22 protein-coding genes are annotated in these 18,599 nt (G+C 42.3%); 9 read left to right on the top strand and 13 right to left on the bottom strand.

Going from position 1 to position 18,599, the window contains the following annotated elements:
- Positions 1–86: 86 nt before the first annotated feature.
- From QE417_RS15970 to QE417_RS15955, 4 genes are all read left to right on the top strand, one after another.
- A complete protein-coding gene (locus tag QE417_RS15970; protein ID WP_311951464.1) occupies positions 87–323 on the top strand; it encodes a hypothetical protein in 237 nt (78 codons plus the stop codon).
- A gap of 86 nt (positions 324–409) precedes the next feature.
- Positions 410–1,909, top strand: coding sequence for a sensor histidine kinase (locus QE417_RS15965; RefSeq protein WP_311951463.1), 1,500 nt, complete (start codon positions 410–412; stop codon positions 1,907–1,909).
- Positions 1,906–3,435 (top strand): TlpA family protein disulfide reductase, encoded by a 1,530-nt coding sequence (locus QE417_RS15960; protein WP_311951462.1) that lies wholly within the window; start codon positions 1,906–1,908, stop codon positions 3,433–3,435. The genes QE417_RS15965 and QE417_RS15960 overlap by 4 nt, the downstream gene beginning before the upstream one ends.
- Positions 3,436–4,113 (top strand): LytR/AlgR family response regulator transcription factor, encoded by a 678-nt coding sequence (locus QE417_RS15955; RefSeq protein WP_311951461.1) that lies wholly within the window; start codon positions 3,436–3,438, stop codon positions 4,111–4,113. It abuts the gene before it with no gap.
- Positions 4,114–4,388: 275 nt separating this feature from the next.
- On the opposite strand, the gene rplS is transcribed toward QE417_RS15955, so the two are convergent.
- The 6 genes from rplS to QE417_RS15925 all read right to left on the bottom strand — a co-directional run bounded on the left by rplS (position 4,389) and on the right by QE417_RS15925 (position 8,288).
- Positions 4,389–4,736 carry a 50S ribosomal protein L19 gene (gene rplS / locus QE417_RS15950; protein ID WP_376717530.1) on the bottom strand — a complete coding sequence of 116 codons (348 nt, stop codon included), beginning with the start codon at positions 4,734–4,736 and terminating at the stop codon, positions 4,389–4,391.
- Between the two features lie 202 nt (positions 4,737–4,938).
- Positions 4,939–5,616, bottom strand: coding sequence for a tRNA (guanosine(37)-N1)-methyltransferase TrmD (trmD, locus tag QE417_RS15945; RefSeq protein ID WP_311951460.1), 678 nt, complete (start codon positions 5,614–5,616; stop codon positions 4,939–4,941).
- Positions 5,617–5,747: 131 nt separating this feature from the next.
- Positions 5,748–5,948: a helix-turn-helix transcriptional regulator gene (locus QE417_RS15940; protein ID WP_311951459.1), complete on the bottom strand. Its 201-nt coding sequence runs from the start codon at positions 5,946–5,948 to the stop codon at positions 5,748–5,750.
- Positions 5,949–5,965: 17 nt separating this feature from the next.
- Positions 5,966–6,892 (bottom strand): hypothetical protein, encoded by a 927-nt coding sequence (locus tag QE417_RS15935; protein ID WP_311951458.1) that lies wholly within the window; start codon positions 6,890–6,892, stop codon positions 5,966–5,968.
- Positions 6,893–7,022: 130 nt separating this feature from the next.
- Positions 7,023–7,550 carry a ribosome maturation factor RimM gene (rimM, locus tag QE417_RS15930; protein ID WP_311951457.1) on the bottom strand — a complete coding sequence of 176 codons (528 nt, stop codon included), beginning with the start codon at positions 7,548–7,550 and terminating at the stop codon, positions 7,023–7,025.
- Between the two features lie 192 nt (positions 7,551–7,742).
- The gene (locus QE417_RS15925; RefSeq protein WP_311951456.1) at positions 7,743–8,288 is read right to left on the bottom strand and encodes a 30S ribosomal protein S16; all 546 of its coding nucleotides are present in this window, start codon (positions 8,286–8,288) and stop codon (positions 7,743–7,745) included.
- Between the two features lie 205 nt (positions 8,289–8,493).
- Between QE417_RS15925 and QE417_RS15920 the strand changes: the two genes are divergently transcribed.
- The gene (locus QE417_RS15920) at positions 8,494–8,781 is read left to right on the top strand and encodes a Bor family protein (RefSeq protein ID WP_311951455.1); all 288 of its coding nucleotides are present in this window, start codon (positions 8,494–8,496) and stop codon (positions 8,779–8,781) included.
- 54 nt (positions 8,782–8,835) lie between these two features.
- A complete protein-coding gene (locus tag QE417_RS15915) occupies positions 8,836–9,042 on the top strand; it encodes a hypothetical protein (protein ID WP_311951454.1) in 207 nt (68 codons plus the stop codon).
- A 3-nt stretch (positions 9,043–9,045) separates the two neighbouring features.
- On the opposite strand, the gene QE417_RS15910 is transcribed toward QE417_RS15915, so the two are convergent.
- From QE417_RS15910 to QE417_RS15885, 6 genes are all read right to left on the bottom strand, one after another.
- Positions 9,046–9,435, bottom strand: a complete 390-nt coding sequence (locus QE417_RS15910; protein ID WP_311951453.1) for a hypothetical protein — start codon at positions 9,433–9,435, stop codon at positions 9,046–9,048.
- Between the two features lie 92 nt (positions 9,436–9,527).
- Complete coding sequence (gene pfkA / locus QE417_RS15905) at positions 9,528–10,505, bottom strand: 6-phosphofructokinase (protein WP_311951452.1); 978 nt, start codon at positions 10,503–10,505, stop codon at positions 9,528–9,530.
- Positions 10,492–10,914 (bottom strand): thioredoxin family protein, encoded by a 423-nt coding sequence (locus tag QE417_RS15900; protein ID WP_311951451.1) that lies wholly within the window; start codon positions 10,912–10,914, stop codon positions 10,492–10,494. Before QE417_RS15900 ends, pfkA begins: the two co-directional genes overlap by 14 nt.
- Positions 10,915–11,029: 115 nt before the next feature.
- Complete coding sequence (locus QE417_RS15895) at positions 11,030–12,223, bottom strand: protein-disulfide reductase DsbD family protein (RefSeq protein ID WP_311951450.1); 1,194 nt, start codon at positions 12,221–12,223, stop codon at positions 11,030–11,032.
- A gap of 13 nt (positions 12,224–12,236) precedes the next feature.
- Entirely contained in the window at positions 12,237–12,686 is a 450-nt protein-coding gene (locus tag QE417_RS15890; RefSeq protein ID WP_311951449.1) for a protein-disulfide reductase DsbD N-terminal domain-containing protein, read from the bottom strand.
- A gap of 7 nt (positions 12,687–12,693) precedes the next feature.
- Positions 12,694–13,464, bottom strand: coding sequence for a biotin--[acetyl-CoA-carboxylase] ligase (locus tag QE417_RS15885; protein ID WP_311951448.1), 771 nt, complete (start codon positions 13,462–13,464; stop codon positions 12,694–12,696).
- Positions 13,465–13,523: 59 nt separating this feature from the next.
- Between QE417_RS15885 and rsfS the strand changes: the two genes are divergently transcribed.
- The 3 genes from rsfS (at position 13,524) to QE417_RS15870 (ending at position 16,759) form a co-directional block, all read left to right on the top strand.
- Complete coding sequence (gene rsfS / locus QE417_RS15880) at positions 13,524–13,898, top strand: ribosome silencing factor (RefSeq protein WP_311951447.1); 375 nt, start codon at positions 13,524–13,526, stop codon at positions 13,896–13,898.
- A gap of 64 nt (positions 13,899–13,962) precedes the next feature.
- Positions 13,963–16,056, top strand: a complete 2,094-nt coding sequence (gene ftsH / locus QE417_RS15875; protein WP_311951446.1) for an ATP-dependent zinc metalloprotease FtsH — start codon at positions 13,963–13,965, stop codon at positions 16,054–16,056.
- Positions 16,057–16,114: 58 nt separating this feature from the next.
- The gene (locus QE417_RS15870) at positions 16,115–16,759 is read left to right on the top strand and encodes a LutC/YkgG family protein (protein WP_311951445.1); all 645 of its coding nucleotides are present in this window, start codon (positions 16,115–16,117) and stop codon (positions 16,757–16,759) included.
- Positions 16,760–16,956: 197 nt separating this feature from the next.
- Here the strand turns inward: QE417_RS15870 and QE417_RS15865 are convergent, their stop codons facing one another.
- Positions 16,957–18,492: a SulP family inorganic anion transporter gene (locus QE417_RS15865; protein WP_311951444.1), complete on the bottom strand. Its 1,536-nt coding sequence runs from the start codon at positions 18,490–18,492 to the stop codon at positions 16,957–16,959.
- Between the last annotated feature and the right edge of the window lie 107 nt (positions 18,493–18,599).

Raw genomic sequence — 18,599 nt, 5'->3', positions numbered from 1 at the left:
TTTGTAAAATTTATTTTTTAGCCGTTTTACCCAGCATTGCAAGCCTTGGTAACGTATATAAATGTACAGCTTATAAACCTAAGACCATGTTAAAAACAACAAACGGCATTAGCCTTACCGCTAATGCCGTTCAACAACCTATCATGAAAAACATATTGCGCAGCTTAATTCATGCCATTACCCATATATGGAAACCCACCCCTAACCAATTTAATAAACGGTATGCCGAAAAATTCACTAAACCCGACCATTGCCAGTGGCAGGGCGGCAGGCTGCTATCACAAAGAGAACTGGATGAATATAACAACAGGCAGAAGATTTAATAACAGCCCTTAATATTTCGTCACATTTTTAGCGGGCTTCGTCACATTTATTTTCGGGTGGATGCAATGCTGCTTATGATTGCAGCATGAAACTTAAACACCTCGAAATTGCCTTAGCCACATTACTGTTATTAACCCACTCCTACGGCCAGTTAAACACAGCCGATAGCTACATGCGCGGCCTTTACACAGCCGACTCATTCAGTGCCGACGTTTTTAGAAAGCATGGCTATATTTTTCAATTCTCCATCAATTACCTGTTGCCTAACCTGGTTGAGTATATAGGTTATTACTTGTCTTTTGTATGGGTAGCCTGTTTGTTGCCTAACAAATACCTCTCAGCGCAAAAATGGGGAAAAGCAATGGCAGCTATTGCGGCAGGTTTTATAGTAACCCTCCTACTATTTTGTCTTAATTATGCCCTTCATTTTCCTTATTATGATGATCTACATTATCGTGCTTTAATAAAAAAACTACCACAGGCCACCCTATGGTTTGCTGCACTACTATGTTATCAAATAGCCAAACAACTTATTCAATGGCTACTGGGTTACAAAACGCAACAGTACACCAAAGTCCGCATGCGTATTAGCCGCGAAACGGCTTACTTCCTGATGTTTTGGGGGGCTTTGATGGTAGGCTGTTTTATTTTGAGAGCTTATTGGGGAGTTAGTTTATTTTTAGGTTTGATTCTTCCGTGTGCTTTTTTGTGCTACATCACCATTTTATACTGGCTAATACCTGTTTATTGGGATCAGCGCTCCGAGCGGATGGGATTTTGGTTCATAATGCTATTGATAACACTCGGCATTAATTTGCCACTCAACGGCATTTTTGCACTAAAGGCAACCTACTCGCCGGTAATGCATGTTTTTGCATTCTGTGTTTTTTGGTTTGGCCAACTACTGCTCATCACTCCACTAAGTTTTTACATTCATCAATACCGCAAAAGTTTGGAGGCCGAACTATCGGGCTTACGTACCGACCTGGGCACCTCAACGGCCAATCTGCAATTTTTACGCTCGCAAATTAATCCTCACTTTTTGTTTAATGCACTCAATACCCTGTACGGACTGGCACTTACCGAGCAGGCCGAAAGAACGGGCGAAGGCATACAAAAACTGGGCGATATGATGCGTTTTATGCTGCATGAAAACACGCTCGAAAAAATTGCGCTATCACAGGAGATCGATTATTTGCGCAACTACATCGATTTGCAAAACATGCGCACGGCTGCATCATCACTCATCAAAATTGAGGTTGATTTGCCCGAGGTGGAAGGCAGCTATTCTATTGCGCCCATGCTGCTCATTCCATTTGTGGAGAATGCTTATAAACATGGCATCAGCCTGCGCGAAGAATCGGGGATAAGCATCAGCCTGCAAATTACTAATGACACCCTGCAATTTGATGTACATAACAGCGTACACGAGCGCCCGGCCGACGACCCCGAAAGTGCCCGCTCAGGCATTGGCCTCGAGAACGTGCGCCAGCGTTTGCAGCTGCTCTATCCGCAAAAACACGAATTAGTTATCCGTCAAAAACCAACTGAATTTTTCATCTATTTAACCCTTAACCTCAAATGAAAAAACTTATCACCATTTTATTTACCCTGTGTGCCAGCTTTGCTCTACTGCTTAAACCCGGCAAAACCATGGCACAGTTTAAACTAAGCGGCACAGTTGCACACCTGAAAAAAGCCGATACTATTGACCTGAACATTCCATATGTATACGGCTATTATAATGAAAACATAAGACACATACCATTAAACAAACAAGGCACTTTTACCACCAACATTGAGTTAAGTGCCACCAAGTTTGCTACGCTCACGTATCATGGAAGGTTATGGACCATTATGATGAAGCCCGGCAAACAACTGGAAGTAACTATTAACGCCACCGATACTACTGTTACAGCGTTCAAAGGTTCGGTGGCTGCCGAAAACAAAGTTTTGCATGAGGTTAATGCCGGGCAAAGACCTGCGTTTATTGCGGCCGGTGCACGAGGAAAGAACAGCTATGCCAAAGGTACGGTAGCCGAAATAACCGAAAAGGTAATTAAACCCCAACTGGCATTAGGCGAAACCCGGGTTGCACAGGTACAGGCATCGACACTTAACACCGCCGACAAACGCCTTATAGCGCAGGAAACACGTACCGAAACCCTCAACTGGCTCAACTTTCTTGTGCGCGGTATTATGAACATCAATAAAACCGATTTGATGGGATTATACAAACTGCTATACAGCAACATTAAGCCAGAGCCTGAGGTACTGCCCGCCGGGCCACAGTTTTACCAGTTTGCCGATGATTATATTGGGTACATGGAATCGCAGGCGGTAATCTTTATGCAGGGGCTTGATAAGGACAAAGCCAATACAACGCCTCTACCCTACTTTAATGTTTCTTTTGATGATGCCATTACTCTTTCAAAATCTAAAGGCAAATTGTATGTAAACTGGTTAGCTGTAAAAAACAACTATAGTAAACCTGTAGCCGAGGTCATGCTGGCACAATTTATTACCGCCAAATGCGCCGAGAGAGACCTGACCGAAGCACGCCCGTTAATGGATGAAATGATAAGCCTGTATCCGCAAAGTAAATACCGCGCTCAACTGTCCGCCCGTATTGCCAATATGGAAAGTGCCTTGGTTACTAATAAAAGCAATGAGGCTATTCACATTGTTGAAGGTTACAAGAAGATAAATTCGATATACGAAATAGTTAACCAATATAAAGGCAAGGTAGTATACCTTGATGTATGGGGTACCTGGTGTGGCCCCTGCCGCGATGAGCTACGCTTTGTGCCCGAATTAAAAAAGCAATTTGAGGGCAAAGATGTAGTGTTTGTTTATTTGGATATGGATGATGATATTAAAGAAGCACATTGGCGTGAGTTTATTAAAGTAAACAACATGACGGGCATACACCTGCGTAAAAGCAATGCCGATATTCAAAAGTTTTGGGATGAGCTGCAGCCTGATAAAAACAAGCAGGGATCTTACCCAACTTATTTTATATTTGATAAGAGCGGGAAACCCGTTATAAATAACATTAAGCGCCCAAGTGATAAAATGCTGTTGTACCAGCAAATAGCCCAATACCTGTAAATGATAAACGCCATAGCCATTGATGATGAACCCTTTGCACTGGAGGTAATACGCTCGCACGCGGCCAAGGTACCGTTTATGGAGCTGAAGGCCTGTTTTACCAATGCTTTTGAGGCCATTGCATACCTGGCACAAAACCCGGTCGACCTGCTTTTTTTAGATATAAAAATGCCCGATATATCGGGCATTGAACTCGTGGAGAGTTTACAGCAAAAGCCGTTGGTAATATTTACTACCGCTTATGCCGAGCATGCGGTGCAGAGCTATGAACTTAACGCGGTTGATTACCTGTTAAAACCTTTTTCATTAGCCCGTTTCCTGAAAGCCTGCCACAAAGCTAATGATGTGCTACAACTGCGACAAGGCAAAAAACAACCGGTGAACAACATTTTTGTAAAGTCGGGCTATGAATCGGTACGGGTGAATTTTGAGGATATCTTATTTTTAGAAGCAGCGGGCAATTATGTAACCTTTGTTTTGGCCGATGATAAACGCGTGATGAGCCGGCTAACAATTAGTGAAGCATTGGATATGTTACCCACAGAGCAGTTTGCCCGGGTACACCGCTCGTTTATTGTAAATAAGCATAAAATAGACCGGATGGAACGGCACCAGGTGCATATTGGGGGAAATGTGGTACCGGTAAGTGGAAATATAAGTACTGAGACTAAATTTTGATTAAAAATTAGTCTACTCCTCTTGGCCGGAGATGCCCATTACTTTTTGTCTTGAAACAAAAAGTAACATCCGCCTCAGGCGGACAAGTCACAATGATCCCTTCCACTACACAGGCAGCTCCCGGCCGGGCATTGTGACAAGCCACCGCTCATTCTCATATCTTTAATTAAAAGTGTTTAAGGGCTAAAGCACAAAAAGGCCGTTCCGGAAATTCCCGGAACGGCCTTTTAATATTTTATTGCAGCTGAAGCTAAGCTGTTAACCGAAAACGGTAATTAAACGCGTTTTGATTTGATACGAGCAGCTTTACCGGTAAGGGCGCGCAGGTAGAATAATTTAGCACGACGTACTTTACCGCGGCTGTTAACCTCGATCTTGTCGATATTTGGCGAATTTACAGGAAAAATACGCTCAACACCAATACCGTTTGATACTTTACGTACGGTAAAAGTTTCGGTGCTACCAGTGCTGTTACGTTGAATAACTACACCTTGGTATAGCTGCACACGCTCTTTGTTACCTTCTCTGATTTTATAGTGTACAGTTACAGTGTCGCCTGATTTGAATTCAGGAACTTGCTTTTTTTCTACTGACTGCTCTTCAACAAATTTAATTAAATCCATGATTTTAAGCTCTTAATGCAATTTTTAACCCGTAAAAATCGGATTGCAATAATAGGGATAATTTTTTGATTTTGAAAGTTGATTTTGAAAATATTTCATTTTGTTATGGAGCGAGGCTACAAGAGCGGGGAGCGGAGTATAAACTAAGAGAAATTAATGATACTCAACAACAAACGCTCTTCGCTCCAAAATCCTCGCTCTACTACTCTCCCAGCAAATCGGGCCTGCGCTGGCGGGTGCGTTCGAGCGATTGCTCAAAGCGCCATTTCTCAATTTCGGGCGTGTTACCGCTCAGCAAAATATCGGGCACACGGTGTCCTTTCCAGTCGGCCGGACGGGTGTAAACCGGGGCATCCAGCAATTCGCCCTGGAAAGAATCAGACAAAGCCGATGTTTCGTCAGACAGTACGCCCGGTATCAACCTTATTACCGAATCGACCAGCACGGCCGCAGGCAACTCACCACCCGATAGCACGTAATCGCCTATAGACAGCTCACGGGTTACATACAAATCGCGTACACGCTGATCGATCCCTTTATAATGCCCGCAAAGAATGATGATATTGCCCTTGATAGATAACTCATTGGCAATGCCCTGGTTGAGCGTTATACCATCGGGAGTCATAAATATTACCTCGTCGTACTCGCGCTCGCTTTTTAGTTTTTCGATGCATAGCGCAAAAGGCTCTATCATCATTACCATGCCGCTACCGCCACCATAAGGGTAATCGTCAACGTTTTTATGCTTGAGGGTGGAGTAATCGCGCAGGTTATGTACGTGTATTTCGGCTATACCCTTTTTTTGGGCACGCTGCAAAATTGAATGGGCAAACGGACTTTCGAGCAGGCCGGGCAATACGGTGAGGATATCAAAACGCATATTTTTTTCAGAATAAAGAGTACAGATTCAAGAATACAGACTACAAATAATACCTGTACAAACCAACCGTATTCGAGTATTAAAGACTGCAAAGGTAATTTTATATGCCGACACAGACAACGGCCATGTGCTTAATCTCCTTCTTCTAAACTAAAAATCTGTTCAACTGGCTTGCCAAACACACGGGCTATTTTGAGGGCAAGCACGGTTGATGGCACGTATTTATTGCTCTCAATAGTATTGATAGTTTGCCGCGATACCCCTATTTTCTCGGCCAAATCAGCCTGGGTTATATCTTTAATAGCGCGTTCTACACGCAGTGTATTTTTCATTTTTGAAGTGCGCTAAATTATAAAATACCGAGTTTTAAACTGTCTATTCTTGCTGTACTATCTTGTTTGCTTAACTTCCACATGCGGTATTTAAACACGATAAGAAAGATAAGCGGTATGGTAATTAAGTTAACCCATAATATCAGGAGAAATAATACGCTAAAAAGAAACAAATTACTTAGTAGCAACATAGCATAGTTGCCATATACTGCTATTTGCATGGCTTCGAGCCTGATATGATTTATATACTTGTCTTCCTGTTTTTCTTTTGAATACACCCAAATCAACATTATAAACGGCAGGATGCAGAATAACACTCCGGCAAAATTATTATACTTTCCAAAAAAGTCCATGATTCCAAATAGTAATGGAAAAGCAATTATTATTAATGGAATACTCAGCACCTTCCCTATCAAATTATAAGGTTTATGAGGTAAAAAGCGAAGTGGTTTAACCTGATACTCTGTTTTGCTTTTATGCAGCAAGTAATAAAACCTGCCAATAAATATCACCAGTGGCATAAAAAGGTTATAAATCATAAACTTCATATTACCGGTAAGCCAGTTAATAGTACTGTTAATTTCATTGGTTGCAGCTATACTGTTAAATAACATAAGCAGCAAAAGCACTCCATAAAATATATAGTTAACCAATATGGCCCAGTATAAGGCATTGAGCCTTAACAATGCCGTAAGTTCGTCCTCTTGCTTTAACCGGGCAAAGGCAACAAATAACAAGCCGATGATTACCATGGTTAGCGCCAATTCGTTAGTGAGATTCTCAAACGCGGGGATAAACATTGAGCTTTTTTCGCGCAATACCAGGCCAAAGCCGGCAATTTCGTAAGACTGAAAAACAACAAAGTAACCCAGTATAAAACCGGGAATAATAAGCAGCCAGCCCAAAGGCCGGAAATAACGGGGAAATAAAAATCTTGATTTCATAAAGTGTAAAGTTTAATAGTCTAAAGGTAAAGTAAACTTTACAAAAGTCAAGTATTTTTTACATTTTATTTTTTTAATAAAAAAAACATTGTAATACCATGCTTTTCAATATCATTTAGAGTAAAGTACCTTAATCATTAAGGTACACATCCAACAAACCCTCGGGCAAATCGAGGTATATTTCGCCGCCTTCAATGTCTATGCCTTTAATAAATTCCGTATTCAGTGGAAATAACACCTCGCGGTTTTGGTAATGCACTGTAGCAATTACCTGCTGCGGGTATTCAGTTACATCGGTAATTTCGCCCAGTTCGCCGTGGTTTTCATCGATAGCTATAAAGCCTTCGAGGTCCATCAGCGTAAAATCGTTAGGATCTTTTTCGGGCTTTAATTTATTGGGCAGGTAAATATCCTTTTTTACAAGCGGGGTAGCCTTATCAATGTGGTCAATCTCCTCCAAAAATAAATAGGCAGTATTGGGCATAGGATACTTTATGCTGCTTACAAAGTACGGAACCAATTTACCAGCTACGTCTAAAAAAATGGCAGTAAAGTCAATATCTTGCAGCCCGTCAAAATCAACGTATACCTGTAATTCACCTTTTAAGCCACGGGTTTTGGTTAAGGTGCCTATTCTGAAATGGTCTTCTGTTTTCATTTAATATTAAAGGTTTTGTGTCATTCTGAACGATAGAGAAGAATTTTATATAAGCGACTTATCAGGCTTATAAGATTCCTACTTGTGTCGAATGACAGCTTTTGAGAGAGTACTATTTACACTTTTCCCTAAAACAACAATAGCGAAACAACAGGGTTGTTTCGCTATTGCGTAAATTGATGAGTTTAAAAATTACTCAGCAGCAGTTTCTTCAGTTGATTCTGCAGCGGCACCTTCTTCAGTTGCCGGAGATTCTTCTTCTACCACTTCTTCAGCTACAGGAGCATTTTTAGCGGCAAGAGCAGCAGCTCTGTCTTCGTTCTTTTTAGCTTCGGCAATTAACGCGGCTTTACGGGCATCAGCTTTAGCAGTGCTTAAGTTATCTTTTTTGCCGGTAATTTTACCGTCTTTTTGATCTAACCATGCAGTAAATTTGGCATCAGCCTGCTCTTGAGTTAAAGCACCTTTTTTAACGCCACCTGCTAAGTGTTTTTTGTATAATATACCTTTGTAAGAAAGGATAGCACGACAAGTATCGGTTGGCTGTGCACCATTGCTTACCCATTCGAAAGTTTTATCGAAGTTAATATCGATAGTAGCGGGATTGGTATTAGGGTTGTATGAACCTATACGCTCAATAAAACGACCATCACGTGGAGCACGTGCGTCGGCCACTACGATGTAGTAAAAAGGTTTTCCTTTTTTACCGTGTCTTTGCAATCTGATTTTAGTTGCCATTTCTTTTCTCTTTGATTATGTATTCAACATTCCCCCGGAGCTATTTCTGCGGGGACGCAAAGATACAAATTAAATATGTAATGTACAAGCACGCAATTAAATGAGTTTTATAATGACATACAAAGTAAATTGCATGACACTATTTTGACATAAATATAATTTGATTATACTTGCTACAATTAACAAAAAACCTTTTTACAGTTTTATGAAAAAAGCATTCTTCTCTGCAGCAGTTGTTGCTGTAATGTCATTATCTTCTTGTTACGTAAACACTTTTAACGTTGGTAAAGGTGCACAATCAAACACCAGCGTATCAAAATGGAACCATTATGTGATATTTGGACTTGCACCTGTTGGCGTATCTGACCCTAAAGAAATGGCCGGTGGCGCTACCGATTACACAGTAACCATTAAACACAGCTTTGTGAACGGTTTAGTAAACGCTATTACTTTTGGTATTTACTCACCAACAACTACTGTTGTTACCAAGTAATTGTATTTGATCCGGGAAGAAGTTTTAACAGCTTCCCGGAATTATTTAAATGCCATGAAATATCTTGTTTTTACAGTAAGCTGCCTGATTGTTGCAGCAATGGTGTTAAAGCTAACTTCGCTACCTGTTGACCTTAGCCGTACTACTAATTTTGGTTATGGTTACCTTACCGGCATTGTTTTGCTGATCATTATTTTCTCATTAACCGCCTTTTTTTCGGGAAAGAAAATATATAAACGCCTAAGCGAAGTGGAGGTTTAACATTTAAAAGATCTTCCGCACCAATATCGAGATGCCTCCTATTGCAGTTATAGCTATTACGCCGGCTACCATGGCACCTAAATAACCAGCCCCATGCCTGTTGGCGTAATACCGATGCAGCGTTTTTTGATATGCTGCGTTGCGAAAAGTGGAATTGTAACCCGAATCGGTCAGCAAAATGGTATCACTCGCATATTGCTTACTTGGCTTAAACATATCCGACAAGCTATCCTCACGGGCTCGCATAAATTTTTTAAAGTCCTTTTGTTTGAGTTTAAAAGTCAAAGCATCCCGCTTAGCCACAGCTTTTGCTATCGAGTCGGGCAGTGACTGCGCCCCTGCTTCAGCAATGCACAACATTAAAATTACACCAATTGCTAACAGCCTCAACATAAGCCCAAAATACAACAATAAGCTCTAAAAAACAAAAATGGACCGTAAGCTAAGCCAACGGTCCATTTTTTATACTGATACAAATGTGTATGTTACAATGAAAGAATATCTACAATTCTTAACAAGTTGCTGTCAATTTCGGCATTGTGTTTAATGGCATTTTCAAACGGGGTATAAGAAATTTGTCCGTTAATAACACCTATCATTTCGTGGCTGTGTCCGGCCATAAGGGCTTCAACAGCGGCTACGCCTACGCGGCTGGCCAGCACACGGTCCATACAGCTTGGGTGACCACCACGTTGCATGTGCCCTAATACCGATACGCGGGTATCGTAGTTAGGATATTTCTCTTTAACCAAACGGCCTATCTCAAATGCACCACCGGCTTCGTCACCTTCGGCAACAATTAAAATTTTTGATGATTTATCTCTGCGGCCTTGCTCTAAACGATGATAAAGGGCCTCAAGGTTGGTTTTAGTTTCGGGGATAAGGATGGCTTCGGCACCCGATGCAATACCGGTGCGCAGGGCAATTAAGCCCGAATCGCGGCCCATCACCTCAACAATAAAAAGGCGATCGTGCGACTCGGCAGTATCACGAATTTTATCCACCGCTTCAACCACAGTATTTAAAGCGGTATCATAACCAATGGTAAAATCGGTTCCTTGTAAATCGTTATCAATAGTACCAGGCAAGCCTACAATAGGAATACCAAACTCATTACTGAAAACTTTGGCACCGGTAAAAGTACCGTCGCCGCCAATACCCACCAAGGCATCAACACCGTAGCGTTTTAGTTGTTTATAAGCTTTTTGGCGACCTTCGGGAGTGCGAAACTCCTCGCTGCGGGCGGTTTTTAAAATGGTACCACCACGCTGAACAATGTTGGCTACCGATTTACGATCCATTGGGAACAAGTCGCCGGTGATCATACCTTCATACCCGCGGCGTATGCCTGTAACTTCGAGGTTATAATATAAAGCCGTTCGTACAACGGCACGTATAGCCGAATTCATACCGGGCGAGTCACCACCCGAAGTATATACACCAATATTTTTAATTTCTGCCATTGTTTTTCTCATAGGCGGCTTTGCCGCTATCTAAAAATTCAATATAATTCTGAACGCTGTAGTTGGCACCTTGTGGTGGCACAAGTACATCGCCTTTAGTATTAACGATAACGTAATACGGCTGCGAATTTACATTAAAATTCTTAGCTTCATAATCGCTCCACTTATTTCCTATGGTTTTAATAGTCTTTCCGCTAAATTTTGAGACATATTGCTCATCTTTAGGCAATTCCAACTTTTCATCCACATACAGTTCGAGCAAAATATAATCTTCAGATAAGCGCTTATGTACCTGCGGGTCACTCCAAACCTCATTCTCCATTCTGCGGCAGTTGGCACAAAACCAACCCGTAAAATCAATTAAAATGGGCTTATTAAGTTCTTTTGAAACTTGTAAGGCCTGCTCCATATCATACCACTCGTTAAGCCCTGCATGTTTGCCGCGTTTAAATATTTCTTCGTATTTTTTTTCTTTAATTGAGACAGCTGGAGTTGATGATGCTACCGAACTACCTGATTCACCGTTACTTAGTATAAAATCCTGTGTGGCGGGCGGCGGTAAAAAACCCGCTAATTACTTTTAACGGTGCGCCCCATAGTCCGGGAATCATATATACGGTAAACGCCAATACCAAAATGGCAATAAAAGTACGCAGCACCGAAAGATGCGGTAAATCACTATCATGCGAAAACTTGATCTTGCCTATAAGGTATAGGAACAGCAAAACACCTAAAGCTATCCATAATGACAAGAACACCTCGCGATCGAACCAGTTCCAGTGGTAAGCCAAATCAACACCCGATAGGAACTTGAGCGCAAATGCCAGTTCCAGGAAACCTAAAACAACCTTTACACTGTTTAGCCATCCACCCGATTTTGGCAGCGATTTTAATAGCGAAGGGAATAAAGCAAATATAGTAAACGGAATTGCCAATGCCGACGAAAAGCCCAGCATACCCATAATTGGTGCCAAACGTTCGCCTTTTGAGGTGGCCTCAACCAACAGGTAGCCAATTATTGGCCCCGTACAGGAGAATGATACCACGGCCAGGGTAGCTGCCATAAAGAATATTCCGGCAACGCCACCTTTATCTGAATTGGCATCGAGCTTATTAGCCAGCGATGTAGGTAACTGTAATTCGAACGCACCCAAAAATGATATACCGAACACAATGAGCAGCACAAAGAAAAACAAATTAAATGCACCGCTGGTGGCCAACTCATTCAACGCATCCGACCCAAATATGAGTGTGATAACCAACCCTAATGCTACATAAATTACAATAATTGATATACCATATATAAGCGAGTGCATAATGCCTTTGCTACGCGAGCCAGCCTTTTTGGTAAAAAAGCTAACCGTTAAAGGCAATAACGGATATATACATGGCATAATTAGTGCAGCAAAACCGCCTAAAAATCCCTCAATAAATATTTGCCATATGGTTTTAGGCTTTTCGGTAGTTTTTACGGCAGCGGCTGTGGTTGCTTTTCCGGCTTTTGAAGTTTCGGCTTTTACTTGTGCAGCAACTGTGTCAACTTTGGCGGCTCCAGGCTTAGGAGCTTCCACATCGGTAAACTCTATGCCATCGGTCGATACCGTATCGGTAGTTTGCTGTACAGCGGCTTTTGCCTGGTAAGCAGGCATTAAAAAGGTTAGCCCTGCAATGAGGGCTAAAATAAATACAAATGCCAGGCGGCTATGTCGGTTGTTCATTACTACAGCAGCCTTATTTTACGTTTACGCTAAATTCAACTTCATCGGGTGGTAAGCACTTGCGGTCGTTGCAGGTCATGTACTCCACTTTCCCTTTCACAGTGGTTTCGCCTTTAGCTTTTAGCTTAACTTTTTGCTGAAATATAACCGAGTTTTCAAAGTAGCTTACGTTCATTTTGAAGTTATCTTCATACTTGGTAATGGCTTTAGGCTCGGCAGGTTTGCCAACTAAAGTATAGTCTTTGCCAGGTGTAAAGGTGAAGGTAGTGGCAATAGGGCCGCCTTCTTTAATATTTTGCGAGTACACATGCCATCCGGGTTCAATGGTGGCTTTTACAAACACAACAGCTTCGGTTGCACTTGTTTTTTTAGCGGCATAGCTCCATTTAACAGGTGCTTCAATTTGGGCAAAAGCTGCAACTGTAAAAAACAGGGCAACCATCATTAATAGTACCTTTTTCATCAGGGGTTTATTTGTTTAAAAATTCAATCTCTTTTAAATTATAGGCGGTTGTTTTACCGTTACATTCCAACAGCAAAAGACCGGCATTGCTTACGCCTTTAATAATGCCACCAAATATAGCATCTTGCGCTTTAAAGCGTCCGGGTTTGTTTAACCAATACAAGGTATTTAAATAAGCATCCTGTATCTGACTTTCGTTACCCGCCATTAGTTTAATATACCATTGGCCTATACGGTTACAAATGTCAAACATTAACGCCTTCAAATCATAATCTGTATGTAATATCTGCTTTACAGATATTGGGTTGGGTACCCAATCAGGAAAATTGTTTTGATTAATATTCAATCCTATGCCCACTACCGAGCTTTTAATAGTGCTTCCCTGTACCTGGTTTTCAATTAACATGCCTCCCAGCTTACGGTCGCCTATATAAATATCGTTAGGCCATTTTATTTTGAGTGAATTGCCAACTAAGGGCAATAAGGCGTCGTATACCCCTAAGCTAACTATGCGTATTAAGTTAAATTGTTGTGCAAGTGATAAAAAAGATGGCTTAAGTAACAGGCTGAAAGCTAAGCTCTCACCCTTGCTGCTGTACCACTTGTTTTGCTGCTGCCCGCGGCCTGCGGTTTGGCTTTCTGCCAATATGACCGTACCCTCGGGTACTGGCTCATTATTTGACAATATATTTTTAAGGAATGTGTTTGTAGAGTCAACTTCTTTTAAGATGACTAAATTTTGTGCAACAAATACTTCCGAAAAATTGTTATTTTGCAAAGTATATAAGTCTAAATAATAATTATTACATTCAAATCGTTCAAAATTAAAGGTTTTTAATGGTAAAAAACAAAGCGTTAAGTGAATCTGCCTACCTGTCTGAGTTAGCCATTCACGGCATTCAGGAAAAAAAGGGGAATGACATTGTGAGATTAGACCTGCGAAATATTAAAAGTTCAGTATCTGATTATTTTGTAATTTGCCATGCCGATTCGAGCACACAGGTAAAAGCCATTGCCAACAGTATAGAAGACGAAATTTTTAAAGCCACCCAACAGGAGCCCTGGCGTAAAGAGGGTCTTGAACATGCCGAGTGGATTTTGCTGGATTATATAGATGTAGTTGTACACATTTTTAAAACCGACAAAAGAGAGTTTTACGGCGTAGAAGATTTGTGGGGCGATGCCGAAATAAAGTATTATAAAAGCGCTTAACCATCTGCTTTTTTTAACGCTGCAATATGATTATGATGGTTATGTATGAGCTGTATTAAATAAAATGAAAGACACTAAATCAGACAATAAGCCCAAATTCAGAAGGGTTCCGAATAGAAAAATAACCCCAAAGCCGCCCCGCTTTAATTTTATGTGGCTGTATGCCATTGTAATTGTAGCATTACTGGTGGTTCCGTATATTTTGGGTGGCAGCCCCGGCAGCAAAATTGATTTTAACCCCGGTTTTGTAACCATGCTGCGCAACGGCGACGTTGAAAAGGTAGTAGCCTATAAAGATGGCGAACGTACCATTGCCGAAGTTTATATTAAAAAAGACAGCCTTAAAAAGCCTGATTATGCCAAGTTGAAAGACCAGCGCACACTCAGCATGAATACTACCAACCCGCAGTATTACTTCACCGATGCCTCTTTCGATAGCATGAAGCAATCGATACTGGCAGCCGAAAAAGACTTGCCTGAAAACGCAAAAGTGCCTATTCAATTTGAGCCTGCGCATGATAGCTGGCTGTCAAACTGGCTGGTACAAGGCATTATCATGTTGTTGCTGATGGCCGGTTTATGGATATTCATTATGCGCCGCATGAGTGGTGGTGCAGGTGGTGGCCCGGGCGGTCAAATCTTCAACATCGGTAAATCAAAAGCTACCTTGTTTGATAAAGAAGCCCAGATCAACGTTACGTTTAACGATGTAGCCGGTTTACAAGAGGCCAAAGAAGAGGTAATGGAAATTGTTGATTTCCTTAAAAACCCTAAAAAATACACCAACCTGGGTGGTAAAATACCTAAAGGTGCGTTATTGGTAGGTTCGCCGGGGACCGGTAAAACCTTAATGGCTAAAGCCGTTGCCGGCGAAGCACAAGTGCCTTTCTTCTCTCTTTCAGGTTCCGACTTTGTGGAAATGTTTGTGGGTGTAGGTGCATCACGTGTACGCGATCTGTTTAAACAAGCTAAAGACAAGGCCCCTTGTATCATCTTTATTGATGAGATCGACGCTATTGGCCGCGCCCGTGGTAAAAATAATATTGTAGGCGGTAACGATGAACGCGAAAACACGCTGAACCAGTTACTGGTAGAGATGGATGGTTTCGGTACCGATTCGGGTATCATTATCCTGGCTGCAACTAACCGCCCTGATGTACTGGACTCTGCCCTGCTTCGTCCGGGACGTTTTGACCGCCAGATATCAATTGATAAACCAGACTTGATTGGCCGCGAGCAAATATTTAAAGTACACTTAGGTCCGTTAAAACTGGCCGAAGGTGTGGATGCTAAAAAACTATCGGCGCAAACCCCGGGCTTTGCCGGTGCCGAAATTGCCAACGTTTGTAACGAAGCAGCCCTGATAGCCGCCCGCCGCGACAAAGTTGCGGTTGACATGCAGGATTTTCAAGATGCTATTGACCGTGTAATTGGTGGTTTAGAGAAAAAGAACAAGATTATATCTCCCGAAGAAAAACGCATAGTGGCTTACCACGAGGCTGGTCATGCTATTGCAGGCTGGTTTTTGGAGCATGCCGATCCGTTGGTTAAAGTATCTATTGTACCGCGTGGTGTTGCCGCTTTAGGTTACGCCCAGTACTTACCGAGGGAGCAGTTCTTACATACTACCGAGCAGTTAATGGACGAGATGGTGGTATCAATGGGTGGCCGTGTTGCCGAAGATATTGTTTTTGGACGTATATCGACCGGTGCCTTGAGCGATTTGGAACGCATTACCAAACTGGCCTACGCCATGGTTAAAATTTATGGGATGAACGCCAAAGTAGGTAACCTGTCGTTTTATGATCCGCAGGGCGAATACCAGTTTAACAAACCCTATTCAGATACTACAGCCGAACTGATAGATGCTGAGGTGCGCCAAATGGTTGACGACGTTTACCAACGTACCAAAAACCTGTTGAACGAAAAACGCGACGGCCTGGAGTTACTGGCTGCCAAACTGTTAGAAAAAGAAGTACTGTTTCAACAGGATTTGGTTGAACTATTGGGTGAGCGCCCGTTTGAAAACCGTACCACTTACGACAAGTTTGTAAATGGTGAGGCTGCATTAAACCCTGAAGTGGATAATAATGCCATCCCCGAAAGCGTTACCAACCCTGAAACTGCCCGTATAGACGGTACCCAGGAAAACAATTAATATAAATTGTGTTTATATTTAAAGCCGCTATGCAAATAGCGGCTTTTTATTTTTATAGATGAAGGACAACACTACCTCGAAAGAAAAAATGCTGAAAAAGGTGCGCAAGGCACTCCTTGAGCGCCGCGACAACCCATACCCTAACCTCGAAGACCAGCCTTTATATGCAGCACCCGCCGAGGATGATTTGCTGGAGGTAATGTTTGCCGAAGAGTTTGTAGCAGTAGCCGGTCAGTTTGTTTTTTGTGAGGACGAAATACAGTTCATTGAATCGTTATTAAACCTGGCCGAGGCACGCAACTGGCATAAAATATACTGTTGGGAGCCCGGCTTGCAGGAAATACTGGCACAATACGATTACCCATACTACGAAACCGACAAAGATTTTGAACAAGCCGAAGTTGGCTTTACCCTTTGCGAAGCCCTGGTAGCCCGCAATGGCAGTATATTACTCAGTAACGCGGGTATGGCCGGCAGGCGGTTAAGCATCTATCCGCCCGTACATATTGTGCTGGCCTACACCTCACAACTGGTACTCGATCTAAAAGACGGATTTAAGCTCATTCAGGATAAATACGGTCGTCACCTGCCCAGCATGATTACCACCGTAACAGGTCCAAGCCGTACCGCCGATATTGAGAAAACACTGGTATTAGGAGCGCATGGTCCTAAGGAGTTGTTTGTGTTTTTATTAGATGGGTAAGTTTTTGAGTAGCAGAGGTGAGTAGCAGGAATTAGTAGCAGTGGCAGTTAGCCTAAATTAATTATCACGTCATTGCGAGGAACGAAGCAATCTCTGAACTATGCACAGCCGCTTGTCCTACGCAGAGATTGCTTCGTTCCTCGCAATGACGGATTATAAAAAAGCCGTTGTCTGTGTCCTCACAGACAACTTAAACCCTACCCTTTCGAAACCACCCTGTACCCCGGGTCTTCCATAATATTTAGTTCAATCACATCTTCGGCATTTTTGAGTAGTAAGCGGCAATCATTACTCAGGTGAAGCAGGTGAAGGGTTTTACCGGCTTGCTTGTAACGTTCAGTCAACTTGTTTAAGGCCTCAATGGCCGACATGTCGGCAACACGGCTGTCTTTAAAATCAATGATCACCTCGGCGGGGTCGTTGGCAACATCAAATTTCTCGTTAAAAGCCGTTATCGAACCAAAAAACAGCGGACCATAAATTTCGTAATGCTTGGTTCCTTGTTCATCAATGTATTTGCGGGCGCGTATCCGTTTGGCACTTTCCCACGCAAATACCAGTGCCGAAATAATTACGCCAATTAAAACGGCCAAGGCCAGATTATGTAACCAAATAGTGATGAGCGCAACCAACATCCCCACAAAAATATCCTGCTTAGGCATTTTGTTGATGATGCGGAAACTGGCCCACTCAAACGTACCGATAGCAACCATGATCATTACCCCGGTTAAGGCCGCCATGGGCACTCGCTCAATAATTGGCGCACCAAACAGGATGATCAGCAATATGGTTAAAGCCGCAATAATGCCCGACAAGCGGGCCCTTGCCCCTGCCGACAGGTTAACCAGCGTTTGTGCGATCATAGGGCAACCGCCCATCCCAAAAAAGAAGCCGTTTAAAATATTGGCGGTTCCCTGCGCTACACATTCGCGGTTACTATTGCCCCGGGTGGCGGTCATTTCATCAACAAGGCTAAGGGTAAGTAAGCCTTCGGTTAAACCTACGCCAGCCATAATCAACGAGTATGGAAATATAAGTTTCAGCGTATCAAAATCAAAAGGCACAACCGGTATATGAAAAGGCGGAAAACCACCACTAACGGCAGCAATATCTTTAACCGTTTTAGTGTGAATACCAAAACCAAGCACAATTAAAAACACCACTATAATAGCTACTAATGATGGAGGCACCGCCTTGGTAATACGCGGAAATATGAACACAATGGCAATAGTTAAGGCCACTAATCCGCCCATAATAAGCAAGGGTGTACCGCTTAGCCATGTAGTTTGCCCGTTTACAACGGTTTTAAATTGTTCTAACTGAGCTGTGAAAATAATAACAGCTAATCCGTTTACAAAACCATACATAACGGGTTGAGGCACCAGTCTTATAAACTTTCCAAGCTTAAATAAGCCCACTAATATTTGAAAAACGCCGGCTAAAGCTACGGCTGCAAACACATACTCGATACCGTGCGATTTCATCAGCGCAATAAGTACTACCACCGTAGCACCGGCACCGCCCGAGATCAGCCCCGGTCTTCCGCCTAACACTGCTGTTACTAAACCCATTATAAAAGCCGCATATAAACCCACCAAAGGCGGAAACCCCGCCAATATGGCGAATGAAAGAGATTCGGGCATCATGGTCATGGCCACGGTTAAACCTGCCAAAACCTCATTTTTATAGTTTACCTTTTGCGAAAAGTTAAAAAGACGGAAAGCTGTATTCATGCTCGTACAAAATTACAACAGTGATACCCAACTAAGTCTCATAAATTAAGAAATAGCAATAAGTTGTAACATTTCATAAGTACAACGCATCTAAATATTAATAACGG

This window comes from Mucilaginibacter terrae (genome assembly GCF_031951985.1).
GTDB classification, from domain to species: Bacteria; Bacteroidota; Bacteroidia; order Sphingobacteriales; family Sphingobacteriaceae; genus Mucilaginibacter; species Mucilaginibacter terrae_A.
The sequence above is the reverse complement of the archived record's forward strand: the minus strand, read 5'-3'. Positions and strand labels throughout refer to the sequence as shown.

Bases quoted from the DNA above. Each gene is read 5' to 3' on its own strand.
- QE417_RS15970 (WP_311951464.1), top strand. From the start codon at position 87: ATGTTAAAAACAACAAACGGCATTAGCCTTACCGCTAATGCCGTTCAA.
- QE417_RS15965 (WP_311951463.1), top strand. From the start codon at position 410: ATGAAACTTAAACACCTCGAAATTGCCTTAGCCACATTACTGTTATTA.
- QE417_RS15960 (WP_311951462.1), top strand. From the start codon at position 1,906: ATGAAAAAACTTATCACCATTTTATTTACCCTGTGTGCCAGCTTTGCT.
- QE417_RS15955 (WP_311951461.1), top strand. From the start codon at position 3,436: ATGATAAACGCCATAGCCATTGATGATGAACCCTTTGCACTGGAGGTA.
- rplS (WP_376717530.1), bottom strand. From the start codon at position 4,736: ATGGATTTAATTAAATTTGTTGAAGAGCAGTCAGTAGAAAAAAAGCAA.
- trmD (WP_311951460.1), bottom strand. From the start codon at position 5,616: ATGCGTTTTGATATCCTCACCGTATTGCCCGGCCTGCTCGAAAGTCCG.
- QE417_RS15940 (WP_311951459.1), bottom strand. From the start codon at position 5,948: ATGAAAAATACACTGCGTGTAGAACGCGCTATTAAAGATATAACCCAG.
- QE417_RS15935 (WP_311951458.1), bottom strand. From the start codon at position 6,892: ATGAAATCAAGATTTTTATTTCCCCGTTATTTCCGGCCTTTGGGCTGG.
- rimM (WP_311951457.1), bottom strand. From the start codon at position 7,550: ATGAAAACAGAAGACCATTTCAGAATAGGCACCTTAACCAAAACCCGT.
- QE417_RS15925 (WP_311951456.1), bottom strand. From the start codon at position 8,288: ATGGCAACTAAAATCAGATTGCAAAGACACGGTAAAAAAGGAAAACCT.
- QE417_RS15920 (WP_311951455.1), top strand. From the start codon at position 8,494: ATGAAAAAAGCATTCTTCTCTGCAGCAGTTGTTGCTGTAATGTCATTA.
- QE417_RS15915 (WP_311951454.1), top strand. From the start codon at position 8,836: ATGAAATATCTTGTTTTTACAGTAAGCTGCCTGATTGTTGCAGCAATG.
- QE417_RS15910 (WP_311951453.1), bottom strand. From the start codon at position 9,435: ATGTTGAGGCTGTTAGCAATTGGTGTAATTTTAATGTTGTGCATTGCT.
- pfkA (WP_311951452.1), bottom strand. From the start codon at position 10,505: ATGGCAGAAATTAAAAATATTGGTGTATATACTTCGGGTGGTGACTCG.
- QE417_RS15900 (WP_311951451.1), bottom strand. From the start codon at position 10,914: ATGGAGCAGGCCTTACAAGTTTCAAAAGAACTTAATAAGCCCATTTTA.
- QE417_RS15895 (WP_311951450.1), bottom strand. From the start codon at position 12,223: ATGAACAACCGACATAGCCGCCTGGCATTTGTATTTATTTTAGCCCTC.
- QE417_RS15890 (WP_311951449.1), bottom strand. From the start codon at position 12,686: ATGAAAAAGGTACTATTAATGATGGTTGCCCTGTTTTTTACAGTTGCA.
- rsfS (WP_311951447.1), top strand. From the start codon at position 13,524: ATGGTAAAAAACAAAGCGTTAAGTGAATCTGCCTACCTGTCTGAGTTA.
- ftsH (WP_311951446.1), top strand. From the start codon at position 13,963: ATGAAAGACACTAAATCAGACAATAAGCCCAAATTCAGAAGGGTTCCG.
- QE417_RS15870 (WP_311951445.1), top strand. From the start codon at position 16,115: ATGAAGGACAACACTACCTCGAAAGAAAAAATGCTGAAAAAGGTGCGC.
- QE417_RS15865 (WP_311951444.1), bottom strand. From the start codon at position 18,492: ATGAATACAGCTTTCCGTCTTTTTAACTTTTCGCAAAAGGTAAACTAT.